Source organism: Aneurinibacillus thermoaerophilus (assembly GCF_900099925.1).
GTDB lineage: Bacteria > Bacillota > Bacilli > Aneurinibacillales > Aneurinibacillaceae > Aneurinibacillus > Aneurinibacillus thermoaerophilus.
In genome coordinates this window covers 158,811-185,100 of record NZ_FNDE01000002.1, presented here as the reverse complement: position 1 = coordinate 185,100, position 26,290 = coordinate 158,811, and the positions used below count along the sequence as shown (strand labels likewise).

The following is a 26,290-nucleotide window of genomic DNA, read 5'->3' as shown; positions in this document are numbered from 1 at the left end:
ACTCATCCTTTCTTATCGTTTCTTATACGGAATCGGATCTTTAGCTCCGGCATCAGCGAATCCTTTAAGGCGCAGACGGCAGCTATCGCATTCGCCGCATGCTTCCTCGCCTCCCTGATAGCACGAGGTGCTCAATTCGTATGGAACGCCAAGACGCAGCCCCCATTCAATCGTTTCTTTCTTGGATAAATGCACAAGCGGTGCTTCAATCCGGATGCCTGCACCGGCTATGCCCGCTTTAGTCGCTAGACCGATCGTCTCATTCATCGCGCGAATAAATTCCGGCCGGCAGTCGGGATAGCCGCTATAATCAACAGCGCTAACGCCGATATAAACGACTTCCGCTCCGACCACTTCCGCATACGCGGTAGCCAATGAGAGAAAAATCAGATTGCGCGCCGGCACATACGTAGACGGAATATCATTCTCCCCGGCTTCGTTCACACCTCCTACCGGCACAGCGATCGTTTCATCCGTCAACGCGCTGCCACCGATCTGCTTCAAAAAATCAAGCGTAACAATTCGGTGATGCGGTACACGATAGAAGGCAGCAATTTTCTTCGCTTGCTCTACTTCCCGATCGTGGCGCTGGCCATAGTGAAACGTCAACGGATATAATTCATATCCCGCATCGCGGGCAATTCCCATGCAAGTCGTACTGTCCAGACCACCGCTCAGCACAACTACTGCTTTCTTCACCGTCTTTTTCCCCCTTTATCTCATGAAGTGATCAAAAAATAAGCTAGGCGAAAATACGCACAGAACGATCCTCATACTCCGCGCGCCTCCGGATCCCAGATCACTTTATGAATCTGCATATTCAAGCGCGCCCGCCCTTCCTGCGGCCTATATTTAAGCAAGAATGAAACCAAATCCGCGGGCGGCATCGTTTCCCATACGGGACTGAAAAGCGCGGTAGCGCGCGTCGGATGTCGTTTTAGCACATCCAAAGCGTACATAAAATCTGCTTCATTCCCTACAACAAACTTCACTTCATCACGTTCTTCCAGAAGCGCGAGATTGGGCACATGCATGCGCTCCGTCTCTCCGCTCGCTGGAAGTTTGTAGTCCATGACAAAACGTACTTTCTCCCGCACTTCTTTCTCGCGCTCGCGCAGCGCTTGAAACGGCTGCAAATCAATCGCCCCATTCGTCTCAATATGGATATCCCAAACGTGTGGAATCCGTGCTAGATGATAGACAAGCGCAAGCGATTTTACACCGTGCATCAACGGTTCGCCACCAGTCAGACAAACTACGCCATGTCCATAGGCGGAGACCCGGTCAACAATCTCACAAATGCTAGCGGTAAAAGCCGGTTTCTCCGGCGCGTAGCTATACGTAGTATCACACCATGTACAGCGTAGATTACAGTGAAAAATTCTGATGAAAACGGTCGGATAACCGGCCATCCTGCCTTCTCCTTCCACCGTTTCAAACAGCTCAACCATCGGCACTTTCAGGTCAGTGTGCAGCTCTTCCCAAGCCAAATTATGCATTGCTTTCCATCCATTCCCGCTTAAGCGTCGCGTAGCTTGTCGGTGTCTCATACAGCACAAGCTCTTCTAGGCGCGTTCCGCGCTGTTTCCAGCCGCGCTGTTCAATAGCGCAATCCAGTTCTTCCCATATCCAGACAACCATGTTCTCTGCCGTTGTATTCATTGGCGGCAGCACCTCATTTAAATATTTATGGTCAAGCTGCGATTTAATTATTTCTTCATACACTTCCTTGATATCTCCGAAATCGACACAAATCCCTATTTCGTTGACAAAACCGCTCATGGTAATTACCAGTTTGTACGTATGCCCATGTAAGCTTTTGCATTTTCCTTCATATAAGTGAAGATGGTGCGCGGAATCAAACGTAAACTCTTTCGTTACGGCAACCCTCCGACTGTGGTAGCGCAGCTGTTCCGGCCGAATGTCTTCATGCAATCGCTGCACCTTGCGTGGAATCTGGAATTCGGACATGTTTTCCCCTCCCATCTAACATTCAAAGCTCACCATCCGGAAAAGAAAAAGGGACCTGCGGCGGCCCCTTGCGTTGTCCGTTTTATACAAAAAACAAAAAAATCCCCTTCACCAGGGGATGAAACAGACAATACTCCGGTGGTATTTTTAACGTTGGTTTCGCCACAAACAACGATATAATGAACCTTTCTCACCTACGCTAACGCGTAGAGTATGATTCAATTATCAAAGATCATGCTTTACTTAATATTATATTATACAGTATGTTCTGTTAAGAATTCAAGCAAAAAGTCATATATATTCGGGTTGGCAGCAAGCACACTCGTCCGCTCTGCAAACGGAAGCTCTTTCCCTTCTATTGTGCTAATTTTACAGCCGGATTCTTCCACCAGCAGTCTTCCAGCACCCAGATCCCACGCATTCAGACCGGGGCTGATATAGGCATCAAGCCGTCCAGCCGCGACGTACGCAAGTTCTAGCGCTGCCACACCATAAATCCGGACACCACGCGCCCTGTGCGCGAGCCGTTGCGCTTTTTCCGAAAGGCCATTCTTCATTGCCCGCCGATTCCAAAAAAGGCTTGTCGAAATTAGCGCCTCTTTCATTTCTTTATTCCGCTTCACTCGAAGAGGGGCATCGTTCAAAAAAATGCCCCCACCCCGCTCCGCGTAAAACAATTCCTGACGTGTTGGGTCATACACAACGCCCACTTCGCATACGCCTCGATGATATGCGGCAATCGAGACACAATAGTTCTGCCGCTGGTGAACAAAATTGGTCGTCCCGTCGATCGGATCAATCATCCATACTGTCTCGAATTTGGACGGCTCGCAGGCGACCAATCCCTCTTCTCCAAGAATTCCGTGATCCGGATATACTTTAAAGATTTCATCGATCACCATTTGTTCAACCGCCCGATCCACCGACGTAACTAAATCGGAAGAAGACGTCTTGTACATAACTTCCAACGGATGAACCAGCATTTCCTCAATTAGCTTTCCCGCGCTTAACGCACAACGTCTGGCTAACATTCCCCAATCTTTTTTTTCCGTATTCTGCAATCTTCTCGCCTCACACTCTCGTTTCGTCATTCTCTTTATAACTTTACCCTATTTCTTTGGGGCGTATAAAGAAATTTTTTTGCTTGACCACTATGTGCCATCCCTCTCGCTTTTTGACAATAATTGTGTTACTTTTTCAGTAAACAATAAAATAAAGAAAAAGGAGAGAAGGAAAATGGCGTTTAATTGGCACGCAGCATGCGAAACACATTGGAACAAAATGTCCGGGCACTGGCAAGCAAACAGCCGAGAAATGTGGGAGAACGGCAGTCGTAAAACAATATTGCCAACGCTTTCGTCATATATCAAGCCGGAACTTGGACCCGTGCTTGACGCAGGATGCGGCGACGGCTACGGCAGCGCTAAACTGGCAGAACTCGGATTTAGTGTCATCGGGCTCGACATTTCAGAAGAAATGATCAAAAAGGCGGAAAAGCGAATAAAACCCGGCCTTCGGCTTTCATTCGTCAAAGCTGACCTGCGCGAACTGCCGTTTGAAAAACAAAGCTTCCAGGCAATTATGGCCATTAATGTTATCGAGTGGACAGATGACCCGCGCAGGATGCTCATCTCGTTAAAGGAATATCTGAAACCGGGTGGCTTGCTGGCGCTCGGCATCCTCGGTCCAACCGCCGCTCCACGTGAACACGGCTACCGGCGCTTGTACGGCGAAGATGTTGTAATTAACACGATGATGCCGTGGGAATGCGGGAGACTGCTCACAGAAATCGGCTATACCATCCTTCATCAGGAAGGCGTATACAAGCGGGGCGTTACAGAAGAAATGACAAACACGCTTTCGTTAGAATTACGCCAAGCGCTAAGCTTTTTGTGGATGTTCTATGTACGTCCTTGCAATCCCGCAAAATAAACTTATGTCGCCTCATTGGATTATACGGAAGAATTTCTTTTACGTAAGCGCAACTAATTTGCCTGTGAACCGTTTAACTTTATGAAACGCATGTGAAAGCTTAAGAAAAAGGGGAATGGACGAAAATGAGGTGGCAACATATCGCAGCTGTGCTTTTATTAGGGACAGGAATTGCACTGGCAGGGACAGGCTGTTCTTCCGACGACACGCGCGTACAAACCGCCGAATCGACGACCTGGGTAAAACAGCAGATGCAAGCGAAGCAAAAAGCCATCAATGACTGGGAGACAGCCGCCGCGCAGAAAAACGCATCAGCGGCTGACCGAGCCATCGCGCAGTTAGCGATCAATGTTCTGTCTAAAAATATCGTATCGCTAATTGAAAAAAACGGAAACGACAAACCGGCATTACTCGCAAGTGTAATGAAACAGGAAAAGCAAAGCCCGATCGAATCGCTCAATCTACCTTCGCTTTCTTCGTTGCAGCTTGTAGAAAAAAATCAGCTAGACGAAGGAAAAACATTATATCGCCTTGCAGGAAAAGTATTCACTTCCAAACCCGATAAACTCTATCCCGTCATCATTACCGTCCGCGTCGGCAAAAATGGTAAAATCGAGTATTTTGAAATCGATAGATAAAAGATACAATCAGATGGTTGATGATCCTGCCTCTTCTTCCCGAGCTCAATGGCGCGGGAAGAAGATAGCGAGCATATTCATCAATCCTGTCCCCTTTTGCTTCGCAGCGGCAGATGATCGGAATGGATCTTCAATGAACTATAGCTCGGATGCTCCTCAATAATACGGCGCATGTTCTCCAACCACGCACTTATACCTGCAATCTTATCCAAATCTTTCTTCGTAAAAATCGTGCGCTGAAAATACGGTTGTAGCTCATACATCCTTTCTTCCAAATTACGGTCAAAACCGTTCCATTTCATCATCTGTCGTACTTCTTCATTCGTTTCCATGACATTACGAATCCAGTAATACTGCGACTGGTTATCACGAATCATTTCATACGCTCTGCGCTGGTCGCTTGCGTACATCTCTTCAAGCAACCACTGGCGCTCTTTTTTGTTGTAGGCGAAATAGGTGAGAAAATGAATGATCGTCGCCAAAAATAAAGCCAGTGTAAACACAAAACCCGCGTAATACATCCAATCCGGCAAATACATTGAACTAAACAAACCAACGCCCAAATGATAACAAAGAGAAATTACCCACGCCCCGATAATAAACGAATTAGGACGAATCAAGCGCGTTTCCATCTTCTGCACCGGCCGTGTAGAAATGGTAGTAAACGCCTGTAAATATGCGTCAAGAAAAATCACACTTAAAAAAAACAATCCAGCTTCTAGTCCGATGCGCCACGCATAATCAGTAGGTAGCTTAATAAAATAAATAAGGATATATAGAACAAATATGTACAAAATAATTAATACCATCCAAAAAAGGGAACGATTCCCTTTTTTTCTTTCCTTGCGTTGGCGATACTTCTCCACACGGGAAAGTGGCTCCAACGTGCATCACCTTCTCTCTTTCGTCAATTCCTTTACTTCTTTACATTTAATAATATATTAGACCCGGAAAAGTAAAAAAGCACGAGTTTCTCACAATCCATGAGCTTCTCATAATAATTCATAATAATATAGTAATGAAATCCATCAACAAGATAAAGAAGAAATGTAAGCAAACTCATATACGAGTAAAAAAGAAGCCTCTACATTACGCAGAGGCTGTTGTTGTTGATTGTTTGTCTTTTTTTATCTTACCACTAATGAGCACACCTGCAACGACAACAACAATAACGGCCCATTTAATAACCGGATTTTCTGCAAAGAAAGGAACAACCAATTTTTCGGTAACGAGCATTTTAGCAGCAGTAAAAGCAAGTACCCCTGCTCCAACATAAATCAAAATCGGGAAGCGCTCCATTAATTTGATGATAATTTGACTGCCCCAAACAACGAGCGGAATGCTTATTAACAGACCGAGCACGACCATGCCCATATGTCCCTGAGCGGCTCCCGCTACCGCCAGTACGTTGTCAAGACCCATCATCACGTCAGCGACAATAATGGTACGAATGGCTCCCAACAACGATGAACTGCTCTTAATATTTTCTTCTTCTTCCTCGCCAATAAGAAGCTTATACGCGATCCATACAAGAATCACGCCGCCGACAAAATGCAAGCCCGGAATTTTCAACAGCCAAACGACAAAGATTGTAGCCAGCGCGCGTATCGCAATTGCACCGGCTGTCCCCCAGATAATCGCTTTTTTCTGCTGCTCTTTCGGCAAATTGCGAGACGCGAGCCCGATTACAATCGCGTTGTCGCCGGCCAGTACCAAATCAATAATAATAATGGAAAAAAGCATGGAAAAAAATTCTGTGGATAAAAAATCCATTACAATCATCCTCCTCTCAATATTTTCTACTGTGTGAAAAGCAACCTAAAAAAATGGATTTCTTTCTAAAAAACACAAAAAGACCTTGCCGAATACGGCAAAGGTCTTGCTTACAACATGAATATGCTGCCGATAGAGCCGGGGTTCCCGCCGAGTTCCCGTAATGACGACCCTATCGTTTTCAAAGCTACTCCCCTATGGGCTTATTTACTTTTAACTATAAAGTACAATGTATTAGGCTTACTGTCAATCCGACATTTTGGCTATAAACGAGGAAATAGAAGGATACAAAAAGGGAGGCGTTCACAAGAACACGTCTCCCTGCCCCTCTTATTTCTTATTTCTTATTTCTTCTCTTGTATATTTCTTCTATCTTGCGGCGGCGTTCTTTGCGCAACTGCTTTTCCCGTTCAAGCCGCATTTTCTTTTTATAACCTGGCTTTACTTTCGGCGGCTTCGCTTTGGCGCGTCCGCCCTGGCGCTTCTTCTCCGTCTCCTTCGCTGCGACCTGCTCCGTTGTTTTCGCTTCCTGTGCCTCTATCGTGACCGCTTCGTCCCGCTTGCGCAGTTTTCGTTCCTCACGTGGCTTGCCGCCAAGAAACTTCTGCTCCACGCCGCCGCTAATCGCCCGAGCGAAGCGGTTGAACCACTGCTTCTGGCGCGGCGAAACTAAAGAAATGGCTTCACCTTGCTGCCCGGCCCGGCCAGTACGTCCAACACGATGAATATAACTTTCTAAATCGGAGGGCATATCGTAATTGAATACATGGGTAATCCCTTCCACATCAAGGCCACGCGCCGCAATGTCTGTAGCGACAAGATACTGGAATTTGGCCTGGCGGAACCGCTCCATAATCTGCTCCCTTTTCTTCTGGGTCAAATCGCCATGCAATGCCTCCGCTTCGATTCCGTTTTCTTGCAGGCGACGTACCAGTTCATTTACCCGTTGTTTTGTATTAGCAAAAATCACAGCCAAATACGGACGGGCCTCCTTGACAAGTTCCATTAACACATCCGATTTATCGCTCTGATTTACTACATAATATGATTCTTTCGTATTTTCTGCCGTAATCTGCCGCTTTTCAATCCGCACAATTTGCGGCTGATTCATAAAACGATGAGCAAGCTTACGTACCGCATCCGGCATCGTCGCCGAGAACAATAATACTTGCTTTTTCTGCGCCGTCTGAATGAATACCTCTTCCACTTCTTCCAAAAAACCCATCTCTAGCATTTTGTCCGCTTCATCCAGCACGAGCATTTTGATGCGGCCGAAATGTAGCGTTTCTCGGCGCAGGTGATCAAGAATACGCCCCGGTGTACCGACCACGATATGCACCTGGCCGGACAACTTGCTAATCTGGCGCGCAATATCCTGTCCGCCGTGTAACGACAATACATGTACGCCCAAATACTTGCCCAAATCGGCAACGTCGTCTGCAATCTGAATAGCAAGCTCCCGCGTCGGCGTCATAATCAGCGCCTGCACATCTTTCTTTTGTATCTCTAACATCTGAAGCATCGGGATAACGAAAGCGGCGGTTTTACCCGTTCCGGTCTGCGCCTGACCAATAACATCTTTGCCTTGAAGCGCAAGCGGAATCGCTTCTTTCTGAATCGGTGTCGGTTCTTTATAATACAGATCCACAATCGCTTGCAGAATTTCCGGTTTTAACTGAAAATCCGCGAATGAACTCATAGCTTCCTTCCTTTCTTCGCAAAAACAAACTATTTTTTATTCTACCCGAATTCTCTTAATTATTTCTACCCAAAAAAGGAAAACAGGAACAAAACTTCCCGACGTTTGCTCCTATTCTTCATTCTTTCTAAAAATCGAAAATTAATTCTGAATTTTATTGATATAAACTCATTTTATAATAAAAGCATCTTCACATGCTTTTCTAAATCTATTATAATGATAAAAAAATATTATATAGAAAGCACTACTAGGGGAGCCCGATGAGCCGGGCTGAGAATGAAACGCGATGAAGTTTCTAAACTCTTGGGACCTGATCTGGTTCGTACCAGCGTAGGAAAGTAGTAGGCATTTAATCCATTCGTTACTGTAACGTACAGGCCGGGTCCCAGCATAAGATCCCGGCTTTTTTTAATGTACAATGACTAAGATTTAGGAATAAAAACTCCGCCTCTTCTTCCTGCGCTTACGCCCACCGTCCATTTCTTCCTAAGGAAGCGTGTGGAACGGGAGCGAGATATAAAGAGGTATGCAAATGCAAAAACATGTTTTTCACGTAATCAGTAGCGGCAAACAATCGCTCGTTGAAGCAAAACAAATCATTGCAAATATTCATCCCTATATTGATGCCTTCCACTTGCGGGAAAAGCAGCGAACCGCACGCGAACTATGGGAGTGGACGCAAACGCTCGGCAAGGTCGGACTTACGCGCGAAAAACTAATCATAAACGACCGGGCCGATGTTGCCCTTGCAGCTGGAGCTGTCGGGATTCAAACGGCTTATCACAGTCTTCCAGCCCCGGTTATGCGCCACCTCGCCCCTTCTCTCCTTCTCGGTGTCTCCGTACACAGCGTAGAGGAAGCAAAGGCGGCAGAAGCAGCAGGGGCGAATTATGTATTATTCGGCCACGTGTTTGCCTCCGCTTCCAAACCAGGACAGGCAGGCCGTGGGCTAGCGGCGCTTCGGGAAGTAGTGGAAAGCGTTTCCATTCCCGTCATTGCCCTTGGAGGGATCACACCAGAAAATACAGTAGAGATACTTGCAACCGGCTGCACCGGCATCGCGGTACTGTCAGCTGTCATGCAAGCGAAGGAACCTGTGCTTTCTGTGCAACAATTTCAACAGGCCATCAGCCAGGTACGAACATCTCCACGTCACGTCTGGCCGACGGCAAAAACGGAGGGATCACATTGAAAAAACAACAGGACGCCGTCATTATCGGCGGCGGAATTATTGGCGTCTCCATTGCCTATCAGTTGGCCAAGCGCGGAAAAACAGTCACCGTTCTTGAAAAAGATACCATCGGCGCGCATGCTTCGAGCGCAGCAGGCGGCATGCTAGGAGCGCAGGTCGAATTTTCTGAGCCGGGACCATTAGTAGAGCTTTCTCTACGCAGCCGCAGCCTATTTCCCGATTTGCAACAAGAACTATACGCTGTTTCAGGCATTGATATCGGACTTAATCATGCGGGAATGTTGCGTGTTGCTTGGACAGAAGAAGAAGGCGACATGCTAAAACATCGGGCAAGTTGGCAGCATGACCTGGGCCTGCGTGTCGAATGGCTGGATCGAACCGAAGTAAAACATATTGAACCCGCTGTCAGCGACGAAATGAACGGAGCGCTCTATTTGCCGGATGATACGCAAGTGTCCGCGCCGGATCTTACACGCGCATTCGCTGTCGCCGCCGTCAAACACGGAGCTACGATTCTCGAGCGTTGTGAAGTGCTGGATATCGAAGTCGCCGATGGACAGATCACCAGGCTTAGCACTACGCAGGGGCCATTTACAGCCGAACATTACGTGCTCGCCGCCGGAGCCTGGAGCGGACGAATCGCGCGTAAACTTGGCCTATCTGTTTCCGTTTTTCCGATCAAAGGCGAAGCGTTCTCCGTACTATGCATGCCGCAGCCAATCCAGAAAACCATTTACTCACACGGATGCTACATCGTTCCGAAAAGCGGCAATCGCTTACTCGTCGGTGCATCTTCCGCGGACTGTGGATTTGACGAGCGCTTGACTTTAGGCGGTTTGCAGGAATTGATGACGAAAGCGGTGCGTCTTCTGCCGGCGCTCAAAGATTGCACGCTCGAAAAAACGTGGGTTAGTTTGCGCCCACAAACCAATGACGGCCTCCCTTATTTCGGTTCTGTCTCTTCCTGCAAAAATTTGCTAATCGCCACAGGACATTACCGTAATGGTATTCTTTTGAGTCCCCTGACCGGGGAGATCATCGCGCAAATGATTGCCGGGGAGGCTCTGGACGTTGAACTTGCCCCCTTTTCCGACAAACGTCATGTCCCTGTAACTTCATAAGAGAGGAAGGTGAAGCCGCATGACTTTGACAATCAACGGCGAAACGCAAACCGTTCCCGACACAATTGAAAACGTACGGCAATTGCTTGAGTACTTACACATCCAAAACCGCATCGTTATTGTGGAAGTGAACCGCGAAATTTTGCAAAAGGAACAGCACGCCGTAACTAGGCTTTCAAACGGCGACACGATTGAATTAGTACACTTTGTTGGTGGAGGTTGATACATATGCTTAAAATTGGTCCCTACGAATTTTCATCCCGCCTGCTGCTCGGCACAGGAAAATTTCCAGATTTTGAAGTGCAACGCCGCGCGGTGGAAGCTTCGGAAACGGAAATTTTGACATTTGCCGTTCGCCGGATGAATATTTACGACCCAGCACAACCGAACTTTTTGGAACAGCTCGATTTAACCAAATACAAACTTCTGCCCAATACAGCCGGAGCCAGCACAGCGGAAGAAGCGGTTCGCATCGCTCGTCTGGCGCGCGCATCCGGATTGTGTGACATGATTAAAGTAGAAGTGATCGCAGATACGAAAACTTTGCTGCCGGATCCACTCGCCACGCTAGAGGCGACTAAAATCCTTGTAGAAGAAGGATTTGTCGTATTGCCATACACAAATGACGATCCGGTGCTGGCCCGCCGCCTGCAAGAAGCCGGGGCACATGCGGTGATGCCAGGCGCATCCCCGATCGGCAGCGGACAGGGAATCCTTAATCCGCTTAACATCAGCATCATCATCGAAGAAGCTACCGTGCCAATCATTATTGACGCCGGAATCGGCACGCCATCCGACGCAACGATTGCGATGGAACTCGGCGCGGATGGTGTGTTGTTGAACACGTCAGTCTCCGGCGCACAAGACCCTGTAAAAATGGCGGAAGCCATGAAACTGGCTATTCAAGCCGGACGACTGGGCTTTGAAGCGGGTCGAATTCCGAAGAAACGATATGCCCAAGCTAGCAGTCCGATGGAGGGCATGGTTAACTAAATCAATCATTCGGATCGTTTATCCAAATATTTCTCCCATCATTGATGTGATGGGAGAAATATCTTTTAGAGGGTAACGAGCATGGCTATCCCCTTAGCCACTAATACCATTAATGTAACAATTTCCAAAATCATCGAAAAACGTGTGCTTCTTTCCATCCACATGCACCACTCAATTTTCATGTTTTTATTCTTTACCACCTATCACACTCATCTGAACCTTATATTTCCCTGAGCGTTTCCCCACTCCATCCCGACGTCGTTTCTCACATCTCTTCTCCCCTTCAAATTCTTTATCAAATTCATCATCATAAAACGCAGAAAATGCTGGCGACTTCTCCACTCCAAAAGTGACTCTACAGCGTCAATTCGACGTTTCGATCATTTATGGCAAAATAAAAAACCTCCAAAAAAATATGGAGGCTTTACTTTAAGGAATTTTTTTAACCGAATAGCCCAAAAGTCTCCCGCTTCGATAAGCGGTGAGATGAATGGGCTTCGGATAAGGACAAGCGTTAGCCTGTTCAGTTATCCAACAATTTGGTAAACTAAAAATATGATATTCTTCGACAACTGGATATATGAGGTTGCATGGAGAAATGAAAAATGCGAAAACCAAGCGATCCCTTCCATGCGTAAAATATCCAAGGGAATGAAGAACTCCGAAACGTCGGACATCTAGGGTAGGGACTACCCGAAGTAACGCTCAGGGAGAAGAAAGGTTGCTTTCTTCGTGGAGCTGAGAAGCCCCCACCTCTAAGCGAAGCGCAGGTGGTGGGTAGTTCACACTCCTTCTATTTCCTCTTTGTTGCGTCGGAAGAACAATTCGCCTGTAAACCTGCACGTACCATATACCGCATTCGCCGCCGTACAAGCAACGACGTGACGGCTTGTTTGCAAAGGATGGATAAACTTTGAACGAGTCGCTACCTTCTGAAGCTGTTCGACCGTAAAACCTTTTTTCGTTAATGCTTCGTTAAACTCCTGCTGCGCAGCCTGTTTTGCCTTAAATAGCATCATCTGCACTCTGCTGTATACATTAATCGCTCCGTCTCCCGTCGTTTCAATCGGAAGAAAGATCGTTTCGGGATACTTCTCAGTAATCAATGACTGAACCCCGTCGGATACCCCGGAAGACGGCATGCATCCAAATGGCTTAACGGAGATGGTCATGTTTACTTTTCGTTTTTTCACATTAAGGATTAACTTGCCTACTTCCATATGCCCTTCCCCGCCGCGCAAGTGATTGTCATAGTGTTCATGGGCAACTCGGGCAATCTCATCCATGTCAGGTAAATGGTAATTATACAAACCGATTATCTTGGCGTACATCTGAAACATGATCCGAAGAGCACGATCAGCCACCCATAACATACGCAAATGCAAAATAGGTTTTTTTCCCTGCAGGCCGTAACGTCCAGAGTCCGACTCGCGCAGATTCATTCGCCTCAGAGTATCATAGCGACCCTCCCAGATAAGATACAGAATCCAAGCTGTCACTGACTGTACGTCGACTTCAGCCCCTTCCTGCTCCAGAAAACGCTGCAATTGATAATTGCCGTCCCCTTCTGTTGTCATGGCCCAAAACTCACCGATAATGCTTACTTTAGGCTTTACCTGTGTCCGGTCTACCCGAACAGCTTGCAATTCCTTACGGCATCTAATGAGCGCTGGAATGAGCCACCTCCGCCTGCTTAAGGCGTCATACAAGTGTTGTTTGCAACGGCTTAAGGCTGCCTCCGTCGCGCCTTTTTCCACTTCATAAGGACGAATACGGTACCCTAATGCATTCAAAATGTCTCCTAAAAGAACCGCTTTTAGAAAACTGATGAAAAAGGAAGTGTCTAATTTGAGGGCTGATTCTCCACCAGTTGCCTGCTTTAAACCGTCTTGCTGCTGAAACAACAGAACACGAAAACCGTCAAATCCAGCATCCCGCAAGGCCTTCCGGTACTCCGTGACATAAGTGCCAAAGCGACAAGGGCCGCAGGAACCGCTAGTAATAAACAGATAGTTGCGGATGATTTCCTCTTTCGATTTCCCTTCCACATCCCGCAAATAACACAGGTATTTGATTAAATTGCCTACAGTGAAATATGTCGGGTTGCACTGCCCACGGTTGCCAAACTCCTTGCCGAACCGAAGCGACTCGTTGTCCGGGCAGTCCAAATGCTTGATCTGATATCCCAACCCTTTTAGAGCGCCCTCTACCAGATAATCGTGAACCATCGTCAGTCCACCAAACAAAATAGTCGTGGTCGCTCTGTCTTTAGCCAAAAACTGGCGGGGAACCGGATCAAACCATTGGTTCTTTTTTTGCTGATGTAAACCCAACTCTTTTTCCAGTTCTATCTGAAACCGACGCAATTCGTCTTCGTGAGAATGCTGAACTTGGAATTGACCATTGTCCTTGGTGTTTACAGACTTCCCTATCCTATTCATTGATGTACTCCACTCCTTGTCTTAATAACATTCAGACATGTTTTAATTTCCTGTTTTGGAAATACTTCCTTCCACATATAACTCAATTTGTTTGGTTTGTTGCCGATTCAGCAGCTCGGCGCGTTTTTGTTCAAGACGCTGCTGCAATTCTACCTTTTTCTGAGCCATATCCTGTAGACGCTCTTCGTTAAGTCCCAGGCTATGAGCATATGTCTTCACCCGAATCTTAATCGAACCGCTTGGTTTATTGGCATCAATGTCATGCAATGCCGAATAAGGGGTACCTGCGGTTGAAATAATCGAATCAATCAACCCATAGGTAGGAGCGTCATGTCCACACTTAAAACTGGACAAATCTAATACCGCCACATTGGGGTGGCGCGCGGCAAATTTGGCCGCCCAGACCTTTTGTACACTATTGGAACTGAAGTTTTCTGGCCACACATCGGTTACTTCCAATGCGTAATCGACACGCCCACTTTTTAAATCATCTTCAAAAAAGCGTCTCAGCCATGTTTCATCTTTCGGAATAGAGCGCATGGACAGAATGGGATAGCCCAGCACTTGAAACTCTTCCAATACACCGTGATTAAGTCCCGGATCGGAATGATAAGGACGCCCAATCATCAAAATGGCAAGACGATTTTCTTTTTCTACCTGTTCAAGAATTATCCGACCCTTTTCCTGCATTTCCATATCGAACATCTCCATCGCCTTAAAGCCTTGCTCCACATCGAAATCGCTTTCATCTTCTGTGATTTGAAGATGTTCTCTAAACGCTTCATACAGCTGCTTTTTCATCAAGTTATGTTCCGTAAAGGTTACCGCCGGATCAAGATAGGTAACCCCTTTCGTGGCAAAAAAGTCAATTTCTTTTGTAAAGGCGGCCTTAATTACATTCGGAGCACCGGCCACAATTGGGCAACTGGCCGAATCCATCACATTTTGCAAGTGGGTCGGAATATGGGTAATGCATGGGAAAAAGATGTAGTCAAGAGGCTTTCGCTCATGATGCTTAAACAATAAATTATGGATATGGGCCTGAGCTACCTTCGAAGGATAGCAAGGGTCTATCGAGCCGTACTTTCCACCTTCCTGCCACATTTCCTCGCTTGTATAGTCGCTGAAAACAATGTTTCGTTGGTCAACACCAAGCGTCTCGAAATATGTACGCCAAAAAGGAGCTGTAGACCAAATATTGAGCACCCGGGGAATTCCGATCCGAATTTGCTTCCGCCTTTCCATCGCTTCATGCGAAGAGCGCCTAAAACGTCGCTTATATGATGTTTTTCGGAGCCCACCTAGCCCAAACCAGCGGCGTGCTACCTGTATATCATCCACTATCGTACCTGGTTCAGGCAAAGCTTGCGGTTCATAGAAGTGTTGAAACATGCGGCGCGCCTCGTACTCCACCAAGTTTGGATAATGCTTTTTGAGTTCTTGCCGCTCCTTAGTCAGTTTGATGACGGCTTCTTTGTTTTCAACGGTTCCTTTTTCACAGCTAAAACCGGAGATATAACGCGCTGTTTGTCCATCTGGCGTTTGCGAATCAATAAAGGTTCGGCTGCAATGATTGGGACAGAAGGTGCACCGGGTAGATTCATCGTTGCGAGTCACATAACGTAAATGAATAGCGGCATCCAGCCCTAAGAACGTTGAATACCCCCGACGTTTTACAACACGCAACGTTTCCATCGCGGCTCCGATCGCTCCTGCTTCCCCCGGATGGGGATGAACGTAAACCTCTGCATCGGGAACCCGCTGTTTAATGTAGTCGACCTGAGCTTTTACTGCGGCTAGATTATATTGGGTTCCTCCCTGTAAGACAAACTTGCGCCCCAATTCAGCCATACGCGGGATCTGCACCACATACTGCCATACATTTTTTGGCAATACCAGTGCCAAACCTGCCAACAATTCTTCCTTAGAATACCCTTCCTTCTGGAAATTCACCCGATCTGCATCAAGAAATACAGCACAACCATATGAAAATTTCGGAGTGAGGTCAGCCCTGAAAGCAGTATCCGCATACTCCTGAATCGGAATGCCGAACTGGTCGGCCATGGCTTGCAGCAACATCCCGTTCCCGGCGGAGCATTGATTTGACAATCTAAAGTTACGAATATCTCCGTTTTTAAGGAAAAGCACCTTGATATCCTGCCCGCCGATATCACAGATAACATCGATATCGCCAAATTGATGAACAGCGCTCATCATATGAGCAACCGTTTCCACAATATTGACATCCGCCTTCAACGTTTTTTCCAGCACATCTGCCGCATATCCTGTGGCGCCAAAACCAATGATCTCTAATTCGGTTCCTTGACCCTCTACCTTATCCCGAATCCGCTTTAACATTTCTTTCGTATCTTCGAGCGGGTTCCCCTTAGAAAGTTGATATTCCTTAAGCAGAATATTCCCGCTTTCATCAACGAGCACGGCTTTGGATGACGTGGAACCACCGTCGAGGCCAATAACTGCCCTTACCTTCTGTCCCGGCGCAAAGGAAGCTGGTGTGAACGAAGGAATCGTATAATTCTTGCGGAATTCTTCCAGTTCTTTTTCACTACTCACCAGAGGCGGGCCGGCATTCTCACCCAGTTTTGCTTTTCGGCCATGAGCGATAAATTCCTTCAGCCCTTTCAAGCCCGTGTAAGTACCTACACCAGTCGGTTCATGCATCCCGTACATAACGGCACCGTAAGCTGCATAATACTGTGAATTCTTAGGCACAAAAATCAATTCATCAATCGGTATGTCTTTAGGGTAATTGTATCCTCGTTCTTGCCAGGTTTCAGGGATACGTTTTCGCCAGCATTCTTGCAGAAAAGGCAAATATGTATTCGGACCACCCAGCAAAAGAACGCGGTGCCGCAGCGTGTTTCCGCGAGTCAGAACGGAAAGGTTCTGCATAACAATGGCATCCGCCAGAGAACACATAATTTCCGCGGACGGAATCCCGCTTTTCACCAGATTAACAATATCCGTTTCAGCAAATACACCACACTTTGCGGCTACATGGTGCAGTTTGGTATCGTCAAAGTGTAGCCGGCCGACCTCTTCCATCGGCATTCCCACTTTGATCATGCACTTGTCAATCGTGGCACCTGTACCGGATGCACATTTGTCATTCATCGAGGTAAGCGCTTGCTTGTTGCCTGTTTCCTCGTTTTCCTTGAAAATGATAATCTTAGCATCCTGACCTCCCAATTCAATTACGCTTCCTACATCGGGATGAAGATGTTCTACCGCCATCGTGACAGCATTCACTTCTTGAACGAACTTCGCACCAATGTGCTCAGCAATTGGGCCGCTACCGGAGCCCGTCATAAATACGCGAATATTTTCTTGTTTAACGTGGGAAAACTCATTACCGATAACAATCAAGAATTCTAAAACCTTCTCCGCCTGCTTCGTGTGGTGACGTTGATAGTCTGACCAAAGAATTTCTTTGGTTTTTGGGTCTACCACGGTTGCTTTGACGGTCGTAGAACCAACGTCGATCCCTATGATTAAAGAGTCTAATCCTTTGGTTTCGTTTTTCACGAAATCACCCTTTGTTAAAATGTAACATTTAGGTTCAACACCAAAATCTGCAGTTGACGATTTAGCATGCACGCTTGTCTTTTCATTTTTAGTAATACATTTTTTGGATGTTAAACCATTATTTTATTAAGACATCATTTATTATTAGAAGAAATTAAGTAATATATACATAGTGAAAACTTTTTTTTCAGCACTATAACCACGTCAAAACGAAACATAAATGTATAAAGCTGAATGAATAAAGCGGTCATAAATGATTAAAGAGGATATAATGAAATGTCCATGAGGTTGAGGGGCCTAGTTATAATAAGACGAGGAATAAAGATATCATCAAACAGTTCAATACTATTCGGCTTGATAAATCATGACTTGAGGTTGAAGAGGAGAAGGAAAAGAACGACATCACTCTTTATCGCTGTTCGGATCGTTTCTCCCCTTCCCCTTCTTCATCCTCTTGTCATCAATGATTTAAAATTCCCAGACGTTCCTTCTCTTCCAGCTGGATGTCCACCGCTTCTTCATGGCGCCCCAAAAGCGCGTAACGCATACTGTCAAGCAGCGCTTCCCAACTTGCTTCGATTACGTTTGTCGACACGCCGACCGTACTCCAACTATCGCGGCCATCTTTTGTTGATTCTACCAGCACACGCACTTTTGAAGCAGTCGCCTCGTGTTCACTTAACACGCGTACTTTATAATCGGTCAAATACATTTCCTTAAGATCAGGAAAGAATACTTCAAGCGCTTTGCGCAGCGCATTGTCCAGCGCATTAACCGGCCCGTTTCCTTCCGCTACCGTATGTACGGTCTGTCCATTTACCTTCACCTTGACGGTCGCTTCTGTTACAACGTCCTGTTCCCCGATCTTTTCCATCAAAACTTTAAATGACTCGACGGTAAATACTTCTTCATAATCGCCGAGTCCTTTACGCACCAGCAGTTCAAACGAAGCTTCTGCACCTTCGTACTGGTACCCCTGGTATTCAAGCTCTTTTACCTTCTGGATAATGGCGCGCCCTTCCGGTTTATTTTTGTCTAAATCAATATTCAGTTCCTGCGCTTTAAACAGCAAATTGCTTTGTCCAGATAATTCTGACACCAATACCCGACGCGTGTTTCCTACTGTTTCCGGTTTAATATGCTCGTACGTTTCCGCGTCTTTCAAAATCGCGCTCACATGCATTCCACCTTTATGCGCAAAGGCGCTCTGACCTACAAATGGCTGTGTGTTTTGGGGTACGATGTTTGCAATTTCATACACATAGCGCGACGTGTTGGTCAACTGCTTCAATTGTTCGTCCGATACACAAGCATAGCCAAGCTTTAACTGAAGATTCGGAATAATAGAAATCAGATTGGCATTGCCGCATCGTTCTCCCAATCCATTGATTGTTCCCTGAACTTGCGTTGCTCCCGCCGCCACCGCTGCCAGGGAATTCGCCACTGCCAGCTCTCCGTCGTTATGGCAATGAATGCCGATCTTCGTTCCTACTTCTTCGCATACTCGCGCTACAATCTCGCTGATTTCATGCGGCAAGGAACCACCGTTCGTGTCGCAAAGCGTCAACCAGTCCGCTCCGGCCTCCATGGCTTTGCGGATCGTTACCATCGCATATTCCGGATTGTGCTTGTAGCCATCAAAAAAGTGTTCAGCATCGTAAATGACTTCCAAACCTTTGTCTTTCAGAAAGCGAACCGATTCATAAATCATGCTCAAATTTTCCTCCAGCGTCGTACCGAGCGCTTCAGTCACATGAAAGTCCCAGCTTTTCCCAAAAATTGCAACAGCTTCGACTCCGCTCTTGAGAATCATATTCAAATTTGCATCTGCTTCCGCCGTTACGCCAAAGCGGCGTGTACTGCCAAACGCCGTAATCTTCGCGTGTTTCAGCTTCAGTTCTTTTGCCCGTAAAAAAAACTCCATATCCTTTGGATTGCTTCCCGGCCAGCCACCTTCAATATAATGGACACCAAGCTGATCGAGTTTTTTTGCGATTTTCAGTTTGTCATCCACCGAGAGACTGACACCTTCTCCCTGGGTGCCATCCCTCAGTGTTGTATCATAAATAAATATCTGAGTTTTCATTGTTCCATCATTCTCCCCTTCTCTTAATCTCTCAGTAGCTCCTTTGAGCGATTATTCGCAATTGATTATTTTTTTCTGTAAAGTATATCATATCACATAGAGGGTAGCTATAAGAAGCTTTTTTGATTATTATAAGTAAGAATTACGAAACGAAAGTGTGATGTTTATGCGCAGTCGTTATTATGGCACACCGGAAGAACTAGGATTCGCCGAATCGTTAGCAGTATATGAATACATCGTGCCACGTCTCGGGAAAACCATTCTCCGACACGGTTCGTACTTAATTGATATAAATGCCCTGCTTACCCCGGTAAATCTTGATTGCTTCCACTGCCATCTCGTGCACGGCCACAATTGCTGCGAAAAGGGGCAGCCCTACTCCATGCACGGCGATAACCTGGCGCTATTTGAAAAACATGCGTTTACGATCTTGGAAACGTATACGAACGACGGGCGCGCGCAAGAAGCAAGGGAAAAAGGGGTGTTCGAGAAAACGATCCATACGAACTACTATTCTTCTATCCGTACGTTTGAAGAAAATTGTCTTTATTTAATAGAAGAAAATGGAAAGCGTATCTGCGCCATCCATAAGTACGCGCTGGATAAAGGAATGAACCCATCCCAAATTAAACCTTTTAGCTGCTCTTTGTTCCCTCTCGAAATCATCGAGTGCGACCTCGGTCTTTTAATCACGGCAGCCATCCGCGAAACAGAAAGTTTTAGCCGGTGGGGCGATTATTATAGGAAAAATTACGCATGCGTCAATCCAAAACGCCGCCCCGCCGGCTCACCAAAAAACTACTTTGCGCCTGAAGGCTACGTTCCAGCATGGACATGGGCCCGCAGTTTGCTCGCTACGTACTGGGGAGAGCGCACTGTACAGGAAATTGAAGCCCTCCTTCATAGCGAATAAAAATGGGTAACCTTCTATTTTTCTCCTGTTGCAGGTATAATAATAAGGACGATTATGAATCCAGAAAGGATGTTCAAAAAATCATGAAATGGCAGGATGAGTCAGCCCAACTTCTTGATGAACTTATGAAACCGCTGCCGGTATTTGTGCGACCAATGGCAAAAAAATCAATCAAAAGTAAAGTCGAGCAAGTAGCCCAGCAGGCAGGGGCCGAAGAAGTAAACAAGGATCACGTTGTGCGCGGCTATATTATGGCCGCACCGGACAAAAGCCGGGCGGTAACGGCACTTGAAGCAAACCAAATCGACCTTTCTCCGTATGCCGATCTTCTAAAATAACAAAAATTAACATATTATTTTATTCCATTCTAAAAATGGCCGGGAATGCGAATCTCCCGGCCGTTTTTTATCGCAAATGAGGAACCACTTGCGAGTTTTTCTCATTTTGAATGCAACATATGAGCGAGCAAAGTACGCGGCGTTTCCGTACGGTGCAACGTATATTTCACCCACAAGGTGTTCATCAAAAATAGCGAAGCGGCCATAAAAAATAGACCGTGCAAACCAATGAAGCCGCTCAACATCCCACCTGCTATCGGACCAAGCAAATTCCCCAGATTCATCGCGCTCGTACTGTATGCAAACGTCTGGCTCTCCATCCCTTCCGGCGCATACTTGCGAATAAGGTTATTGACCGAAGGCACAAGGCCACCTATACACATGCCAAGCAGGAATCTGAGGATAATCAAAGGCCAGACGGAATGCACAAGACCCTGCGGAATAAAAAAGACAACTGCACCGATAAGGCAAATTAATAATACGTACTGTGAACCGATTTTGTCACCCCACCTACCAAGCAGAGGCGCAAATAGCATGGTGGAAATGCCTGAAGCCGAAATGACGATGCCTACCATAAGCGACACAAACGCTCCGCTGTCCCATAATTCCTGTACGTACGAAGACATGAATGGATTCGTGCTCATTATTGCAAATTGAATCAAGAAACCAGTCAAAAACAATCCTGGCAGGGGAGATGTGTGCAAAATTTTGCGGAATCCTTTTTCTTCTTTTGTCTCTATCGCCGCTTTTGACTTCGGCTGCGGCTTGTTGATTTCCCTAACGAAAAGAATAACCAGCATCGAGGCACCAAACAGCATCATCCCGGTGATGCGGAAAATGTCGCGAAAAGTAACCCATTCCGCCAAAAGTCCGCCAAGCAATGGGCCAAGAATCGTTCCTGCGACCGCGCCGGACTGCAAAAAACCAAGCGCGTAGCCGGTCTTTTCTTTCGGTGTATTGGTAGATACAAGCGCTACAGCCGCGGGCACAAATCCAGAAATTAAACCGTTAAGCAGACGGAGGACAAGCAGTTGCACAGGCGAAGCAACAAATCCCATGCAGAACGTCACAAGTGACATTCCGATACTGGAACGAATCAGCATCACTTTGCGCCCAGCTCTGTCAGCAAGCTTGCCCCAGACCGGCGCCAGCAGAAATGCAGTCAGAAAGTTCGCCCCAAAAATCCAACCGGTCCAGCGCTGAGCCGCAACCGGATCGCTGACGCCCAAATCATGTTGCAAAAACATCGGCAAAAACGGAATGATCAAATTCATAGCGGCAAGCACCATAAACTGGGCAAACCACAATATATATAAATTCCGCTTCCATATTTCCATAAATATACTCACCTTCCTTTCGCCTAAAGCTGACCAAACACAAAAAGCCCTAACACACCGTACGTGTAAGGGACAAACCAGAGCCGAGTCTTCAACTGCTTACCGTTACTTTATCGCTACTATATTTTATTATAGCTCCCTTGCTATAAAAAGTAAAAGAACTTATCAAATAGGGAAACTCGCAGACTTATGCCCGCTCGCTTTTTTCCGCAACTATATTCTTAATACAACAAAAAAGGATGCTTATGCACCCTTCATTTCTTTATTTAATTTCTTTTAACTGCGATGTCTTTTTGTCATCATCATCATCTAACGTCAACTCACGCGCCGAATTTTTAAATTCTTTCAATGTCTGTCCAAACGCACGTCCGATTTCAGGCAATTTCTTGGGGCCAAACACGATGAGCGCAATTACAAGAATTAAAATAACGCCGGGAAATCCGATGTTTGTAAACATACGTGCTCTCTCCTTATATAGACATTCATAATCTTATTATAAACGAAAATTGAAAAAAATACATAAAATAAGCCCACCTAATTATCACAAATTCGTGAAACGACTCAAGGTAAGAACGTGCCATTCCGGACGGCACAAAAAGCGAATCGGCAGAATCGTCGTACCGATGCCGCGTGAAGTATGGACAAACATGGAACTATTCTCCACCTTCTGCAAACCATCGGGATATTTTCGGCCATATGGCGGGTATAATATACCTCCTACAAACGGAAAGCGAATCTGCCCACCGTGACTGTGCCCCGAAAGTTGCAAGCAAACACCATAATCTTTCGCAAGATCGGCTAAATCCGGCTCATGAATTAATGCGATTGTACAACCGCCTTCCGGAATATCAGCAAACGTTTTGTTCCAATTCGGCTTCCTCCAAAAATCATCTAAACCCGCAATCCAAATACTTTGCCCTGTTCTTTCGTGCGTAATCTTTACATGTTCGTTAACAAGTGGCACGAATCCCGCCGCACGGTATGCCTGGATAATCCGGTCCGGGTCCGCTTTTCCGCGCACATCATGATTTCCCAATACCGCATATTTGCCGTAAGGAGCCTGGAGGCCTGCCAACACATCCGCTGCCGCTTCCAGTTCTTCCATTCCATCATCAACTAAATCTCCCGTAAACGCAACGATGTCCGGCCGCGCTTCATTTATCCGGGAGACAAGCGGCTTAATGTCTTCCGCGGTCAAGCCGTGTCCAAGATGCATGTCTGAAAAGTGTGCAATGCGCATTCCTTCAAAAGCTTTTGGCAGCTCCGGCAACAAAATCGTCATATCGTGCCACAAAAGCTGACGCCGCTCAATAAACAGAGCATCCAAGCCTATAAGCAGCATCAGTCCACCAAACCCAGCAATAAGACGCTTTAAAAAACTTCTTCGATTCATTTTTTCCCTCTTTCTTCATATTACGTCTCTATCTCCAGTCGATTCTTTATGCAAAATACGCTACTATAGTTATCAGTTACAGACAAGACTGAAATGTAATAATAACGATGGAGGGAGATGTATGAACAAGGAGCAGATTCGCGGCTTTCTGGATAAAGCAAGGCATGCCATATTTCTCGGTGAAGAACTAAAAGAGGGAACAAAGCCAAAAACGCAGGAAGAATACCTTGAACTGTACGAAACACGAGTAGAACGGGACCCGTTGCGCGAAACTGCGCTATTAAAAGAAGCTATCACTCCCCTTCTGTCCCTCTATAAAGAAAAGTGGCGATATGATAATCGAGCGGCGGAATTGATGACCGGAAATTCGCTCCCCGAACCAGAAGATGAAGAAGGATGGTTGCTGGAAGTGTATGACGAAATTATGAATACGGACACGGAAGAAGAATGGGAGTATTTTGTCGCAAGATTCACTAGCTAATTTCTTCATTGAAAATTACGAAAAGAAATTTGGCGGAAGAGAGGGAAACTGAGCATGATGCATAGAACAAAAAAACTTTTATTTGCTGCCTGCGCTTTTATGCTGCTTACAGGAGCACTTACGGGCTGCTCGTCCAAGGAAGAGCAGCCAGACCAAGGCGGACATGCGGCTCATCAGCAACAATTGCCGGGAGGAGACATTTTGGAAACAACAGCCGGCCCAGACCAGCTTCCATCATTTCTCAAAGATTTCGATCCGCAAGTCGCCAAAGTGTATCAGGCGGTTGGGCACAATTACAAAGTGGTAGAAAATATAGCCTGCTATTGCGGATGTGGCGAAAGCGTAGGACACAAAAGCAACCGCGATTGTTTCATTCACGAAGTAAAGCCGGACGGCAAGATCGTATGGAATTCGCATGGGACGACTTGTGTGAATTGCCTTCATATCGCGGCAGAATCGATCATGATGAAGCAGGAAGGCAAAAGCCTGCTGGACATCCGTAAATATATCGACAACAAATATAAAGAAGGATTTGCCAAGCCGACCCCTACTCCTTTGCCGGTTAGCTAACTTTGTTTATCAGTTTTGTTCCGAATTGCATCGCGTAGAATACAAATAAAAATAAATAAGAAGAAAACTAAAAGCCCGGAATGCGGCTATACGTAGCCGTATTCCGGGCTTTATTACCATTTCCGAGCAAATTTCTTTCCTTGCCACGTGTCTCTGCGCTTTAATTCCGCATCAATCGCGTTCAACACTTCCCATTTTTTCCGGCTCCACATCGGACCGATAAGCAAATCCGGTGGCCCATCTCCCGTTAAGCGGTGGACAATCATTTCCGGCGGCAAGATTTCAAGCGCGTCTACGACAAGACGAACGTACTGATCTCTCTCTAAAAATTTCACTAGACCAGCTTCATACTGCTTTACCATCGGTGTTTTGCGCAGCAAATGTAACAAATGAATCTTGATTCCCTGTACATCCATATTGGCCACTGCCTGCACGGTCTCCATCATCATTTCCTCCGTTTCGCCCGGCAGACCAAAAATGATATGCGAGCATACACGAATATTATGCTTGCGCAGTTTCTCTACGCCTTCATAGTAACAAGCCGTATCGTGCGCGCGGTTAATCAATTTTGATGTTGATTCGTGAATCGTTTGCAGACCGAGTTCGATCCAAAGATACGTCCTCTCGTTTATCTCCGCCAAAAGTTCCACCACATCATCCGGCAGGCAATCTGGACGCGTCGCAATGGAGAGCCCGACCACGCCTTCCTGCTTCAGAATTACTTCATAGTAATCCCGCAGTACATCTACCGGAGCATATGTGTTGCTGTATGCCTGAAAGTATCCGATGTACTTAGCATTCGGCCATTTTTTATGCTGTCTTTCTTTTACCTCATTAAACTGTGTCACCAAATCATCACGGCGCCAACCGGCGAAATCTCCCGATCCCCGGGCACTACAGAATGTGCAACCGCCGATCGCGATCGTACCGTCTCGGTTCGGGCAAGTAAATCCCGCGTCAAGCATCACTTTGAACACTTTATCACCAAATTGCTGACGCAAATGGTAATTCCATGTATGGTATCTTTTATCCCCCCACATCAATGGGAGTGTTGTTGGTTGGGCTTGATTCATTACTCTTAACCTCCATACAGAAAGTATAAATCACTTTAGCAAATTCGCAAACAGGGCCAGTATACCTGCAGCAATAAGCGGTCCCACCGGAACACCGCGAAAAAACGCAACACCAATAATTGTCCCAACCATCAGTCCTGTTACAATTTGAGGTTGAGCAGCCAGCAGGCCAGTTCCCTTTCCGCCAAGATAAGCCACACCAATCCCTATAATTATCGCCAAAATACCCGCTCCGCTTTTTACGGTATCAAGCAAGTTTGCTATTGTAATTTTCCCCAGTGCGATTGGTGCAAGTACCCCCATTGTAAGAATGGCGATGCCAATTTTGACCGCATATTGGTTCGTCCAGTTCAACAGTTGCTCGTTCGGAAGTAACCTGAACACAATAAGCGCGCCGGACGCGATCCAGACTGCCGCATTTTTTGAAAAAATACCGAGCGCAATAATAATTGCTAATATAATAAAAGCATCCACCGACTCTCTCTCCTTTCCAAATGAGAAAGAACAGCGCCTTCTTCCTGCGAAGATGAGCATGTTCCCTTTTCAATCTGTTGTTCATTTCTTTTTCATGTTTTGCGTAAATCCCTCGTTTCCATCCACTAAAAACTTAAAAACGATTGTATAATGAAAACGGTCATAATTGGACAGTTGACACTCTTAATTCCACACCTATAACAGTATACTCCTTTTATGTAAGTGTGGATAGAGAGCGCGTTTGATGATGACAAAAAACGAAACCTTTTTCCATTTCGTTTCGTATGCTATATAGTGAACCCCCCAGATTATACACTCT

The 26,290-nt window shown here is 46.2% G+C and carries 26 protein-coding genes and 1 riboswitch; of the genes, 10 read left to right on the top strand and 16 right to left on the bottom strand.

All coding sequences use genetic code 11. The features are described from left to right. Window positions 1–12 precede the first annotated feature (12 nt). From queC to BLR88_RS02205, 4 genes are all read right to left on the bottom strand, one after another. The gene (gene queC / locus BLR88_RS02220) at window positions 13–699 is read right to left on the bottom strand and encodes a 7-cyano-7-deazaguanine synthase QueC (protein ID WP_057899609.1); all 687 of its coding nucleotides are present in this window, start codon (window positions 697–699) and stop codon (window positions 13–15) included. Between the two features lie 71 nt (window positions 700–770). Then, complete coding sequence (locus BLR88_RS02215; RefSeq protein ID WP_322787633.1) at window positions 771–1,550, bottom strand: 7-carboxy-7-deazaguanine synthase QueE; 780 nt, start codon at window positions 1,548–1,550, stop codon at window positions 771–773. Further along, window positions 1,492–1,971, bottom strand: a complete 480-nt coding sequence (gene queD, locus BLR88_RS02210; RefSeq protein WP_057899611.1) for a 6-carboxytetrahydropterin synthase QueD — start codon at window positions 1,969–1,971, stop codon at window positions 1,492–1,494. The genes BLR88_RS02215 and queD overlap by 59 nt, the downstream gene beginning before the upstream one ends. Window positions 1,972–2,225: 254 nt before the next feature. Next, on the bottom strand, window positions 2,226–3,062 hold the full coding sequence (locus BLR88_RS02205; RefSeq protein WP_322787632.1) for an inositol monophosphatase family protein: 837 nt from the start codon (window positions 3,060–3,062) through the stop codon (window positions 2,226–2,228). Window positions 3,063–3,207: 145 nt separating this feature from the next. On the opposite strand from BLR88_RS02205, the gene BLR88_RS02200 reads away from it, so the two are divergent. Next, window positions 3,208–3,903, top strand: coding sequence for a class I SAM-dependent methyltransferase (locus tag BLR88_RS02200; protein WP_057899612.1), 696 nt, complete (start codon window positions 3,208–3,210; stop codon window positions 3,901–3,903). 125 nt (window positions 3,904–4,028) lie between these two features. Continuing rightward, complete coding sequence (locus tag BLR88_RS02195) at window positions 4,029–4,541, top strand: hypothetical protein (protein ID WP_057899613.1); 513 nt, start codon at window positions 4,029–4,031, stop codon at window positions 4,539–4,541. A gap of 80 nt (window positions 4,542–4,621) precedes the next feature. On the opposite strand, the gene BLR88_RS02190 is transcribed toward BLR88_RS02195, so the two are convergent. From BLR88_RS02190 to BLR88_RS02180, 3 genes are all read right to left on the bottom strand, one after another. Further along, the gene (locus BLR88_RS02190) at window positions 4,622–5,407 is read right to left on the bottom strand and encodes a hypothetical protein (protein ID WP_139184890.1); all 786 of its coding nucleotides are present in this window, start codon (window positions 5,405–5,407) and stop codon (window positions 4,622–4,624) included. Window positions 5,408–5,630: 223 nt separating this feature from the next. Beyond that, the gene (locus tag BLR88_RS02185) at window positions 5,631–6,314 is read right to left on the bottom strand and encodes a TerC family protein (protein WP_057899615.1); all 684 of its coding nucleotides are present in this window, start codon (window positions 6,312–6,314) and stop codon (window positions 5,631–5,633) included. A gap of 337 nt (window positions 6,315–6,651) precedes the next feature. Then, the gene (locus tag BLR88_RS02180; RefSeq protein WP_091259830.1) at window positions 6,652–8,013 is read right to left on the bottom strand and encodes a DEAD/DEAH box helicase; all 1,362 of its coding nucleotides are present in this window, start codon (window positions 8,011–8,013) and stop codon (window positions 6,652–6,654) included. Window positions 8,014–8,252: 239 nt separating this feature from the next. After that, window positions 8,253–8,367: riboswitch (TPP riboswitch) on the top strand. A 178-nt stretch (window positions 8,368–8,545) separates the two neighbouring features. Between BLR88_RS02180 and BLR88_RS19300 the strand changes: the two genes are divergently transcribed. The 4 genes from BLR88_RS19300 to BLR88_RS02165 are packed head-to-tail and all read left to right on the top strand — an operon-like array spanning window position 8,546 to window position 11,319. After that, window positions 8,546–9,205, top strand: coding sequence for a thiamine phosphate synthase (locus tag BLR88_RS19300; RefSeq protein ID WP_175493535.1), 660 nt, complete (start codon window positions 8,546–8,548; stop codon window positions 9,203–9,205). Then, complete coding sequence (gene thiO, locus BLR88_RS02175; protein ID WP_057899617.1) at window positions 9,202–10,326, top strand: glycine oxidase ThiO; 1,125 nt, start codon at window positions 9,202–9,204, stop codon at window positions 10,324–10,326. Before BLR88_RS19300 ends, thiO begins: the two co-directional genes overlap by 4 nt. 19 nt (window positions 10,327–10,345) lie before the next feature. Then, on the top strand, window positions 10,346–10,549 hold the full coding sequence (gene thiS / locus BLR88_RS02170) for a sulfur carrier protein ThiS (protein ID WP_057899618.1): 204 nt from the start codon (window positions 10,346–10,348) through the stop codon (window positions 10,547–10,549). Window positions 10,550–10,554: 5 nt separating this feature from the next. Further along, window positions 10,555–11,319 carry a thiazole synthase gene (locus tag BLR88_RS02165; RefSeq protein WP_057899619.1) on the top strand — a complete coding sequence of 255 codons (765 nt, stop codon included), beginning with the start codon at window positions 10,555–10,557 and terminating at the stop codon, window positions 11,317–11,319. 186 nt (window positions 11,320–11,505) lie between these two features. On the opposite strand, the gene BLR88_RS19295 is transcribed toward BLR88_RS02165, so the two are convergent. The 4 genes from BLR88_RS19295 to cimA all read right to left on the bottom strand — a co-directional run bounded on the left by BLR88_RS19295 (window position 11,506) and on the right by cimA (window position 19,392). Next, complete coding sequence (locus BLR88_RS19295) at window positions 11,506–11,661, bottom strand: hypothetical protein (RefSeq protein ID WP_156424083.1); 156 nt, start codon at window positions 11,659–11,661, stop codon at window positions 11,506–11,508. 440 nt (window positions 11,662–12,101) lie between these two features. Beyond that, window positions 12,102–13,760, bottom strand: coding sequence for a 2-hydroxyglutaryl-CoA dehydratase (locus BLR88_RS02160; protein ID WP_091259826.1), 1,659 nt, complete (start codon window positions 13,758–13,760; stop codon window positions 12,102–12,104). Window positions 13,761–13,802: 42 nt separating this feature from the next. Then, window positions 13,803–17,306 (bottom strand): BadF/BadG/BcrA/BcrD ATPase family protein, encoded by a 3,504-nt coding sequence (locus tag BLR88_RS02155; RefSeq protein ID WP_091259825.1) that lies wholly within the window; start codon window positions 17,304–17,306, stop codon window positions 13,803–13,805. A gap of 460 nt (window positions 17,307–17,766) precedes the next feature. Continuing rightward, on the bottom strand, window positions 17,767–19,392 hold the full coding sequence (gene cimA, locus BLR88_RS02150) for a citramalate synthase (RefSeq protein WP_057899621.1): 1,626 nt from the start codon (window positions 19,390–19,392) through the stop codon (window positions 17,767–17,769). A gap of 166 nt (window positions 19,393–19,558) precedes the next feature. Between cimA and BLR88_RS02145 the strand changes: the two genes are divergently transcribed. Next, window positions 19,559–20,305 (top strand): DUF3109 family protein, encoded by a 747-nt coding sequence (locus BLR88_RS02145; RefSeq protein ID WP_162265042.1) that lies wholly within the window; start codon window positions 19,559–19,561, stop codon window positions 20,303–20,305. Between the two features lie 83 nt (window positions 20,306–20,388). Next, window positions 20,389–20,643, top strand: a complete 255-nt coding sequence (locus BLR88_RS02140) for a DUF2621 family protein (RefSeq protein ID WP_057899623.1) — start codon at window positions 20,389–20,391, stop codon at window positions 20,641–20,643. A 101-nt stretch (window positions 20,644–20,744) separates the two neighbouring features. On the opposite strand, the gene BLR88_RS02135 is transcribed toward BLR88_RS02140, so the two are convergent. The 3 genes from BLR88_RS02135 to BLR88_RS02125 form a co-directional block, all read right to left on the bottom strand. Continuing rightward, window positions 20,745–21,980: an MFS transporter gene (locus BLR88_RS02135; RefSeq protein ID WP_057899624.1), complete on the bottom strand. Its 1,236-nt coding sequence runs from the start codon at window positions 21,978–21,980 to the stop codon at window positions 20,745–20,747. Between the two features lie 262 nt (window positions 21,981–22,242). Continuing rightward, on the bottom strand, window positions 22,243–22,437 hold the full coding sequence (locus BLR88_RS02130) for a twin-arginine translocase TatA/TatE family subunit (protein WP_057899625.1): 195 nt from the start codon (window positions 22,435–22,437) through the stop codon (window positions 22,243–22,245). 84 nt (window positions 22,438–22,521) lie between these two features. Then, window positions 22,522–23,373: a metallophosphoesterase gene (locus tag BLR88_RS02125; RefSeq protein ID WP_091259822.1), complete on the bottom strand. Its 852-nt coding sequence runs from the start codon at window positions 23,371–23,373 to the stop codon at window positions 22,522–22,524. 121 nt (window positions 23,374–23,494) lie between these two features. Here BLR88_RS02125 and BLR88_RS02120 point away from each other — a divergent pair, with 121 nt between their 5' ends. Both BLR88_RS02120 and BLR88_RS02115 read left to right on the top strand, forming a co-directional pair. Continuing rightward, entirely contained in the window at window positions 23,495–23,854 is a 360-nt protein-coding gene (locus BLR88_RS02120) for a hypothetical protein (RefSeq protein WP_057899627.1), read from the top strand. A 57-nt stretch (window positions 23,855–23,911) separates the two neighbouring features. Continuing rightward, a complete protein-coding gene (locus tag BLR88_RS02115) occupies window positions 23,912–24,424 on the top strand; it encodes a PCYCGC motif-containing (lipo)protein (RefSeq protein ID WP_057900405.1) in 513 nt (170 codons plus the stop codon). A gap of 113 nt (window positions 24,425–24,537) precedes the next feature. Here the strand turns inward: BLR88_RS02115 and BLR88_RS02110 are convergent, their stop codons facing one another. Then, on the bottom strand, window positions 24,538–25,497 hold the full coding sequence (locus BLR88_RS02110; protein WP_057899628.1) for a TIGR01212 family radical SAM protein: 960 nt from the start codon (window positions 25,495–25,497) through the stop codon (window positions 24,538–24,540). Between the two features lie 30 nt (window positions 25,498–25,527). After that, window positions 25,528–25,971 (bottom strand): DUF441 domain-containing protein, encoded by a 444-nt coding sequence (locus BLR88_RS02105; RefSeq protein ID WP_204244840.1) that lies wholly within the window; start codon window positions 25,969–25,971, stop codon window positions 25,528–25,530. Window positions 25,972–26,290: the final 319 nt, after the last annotated feature.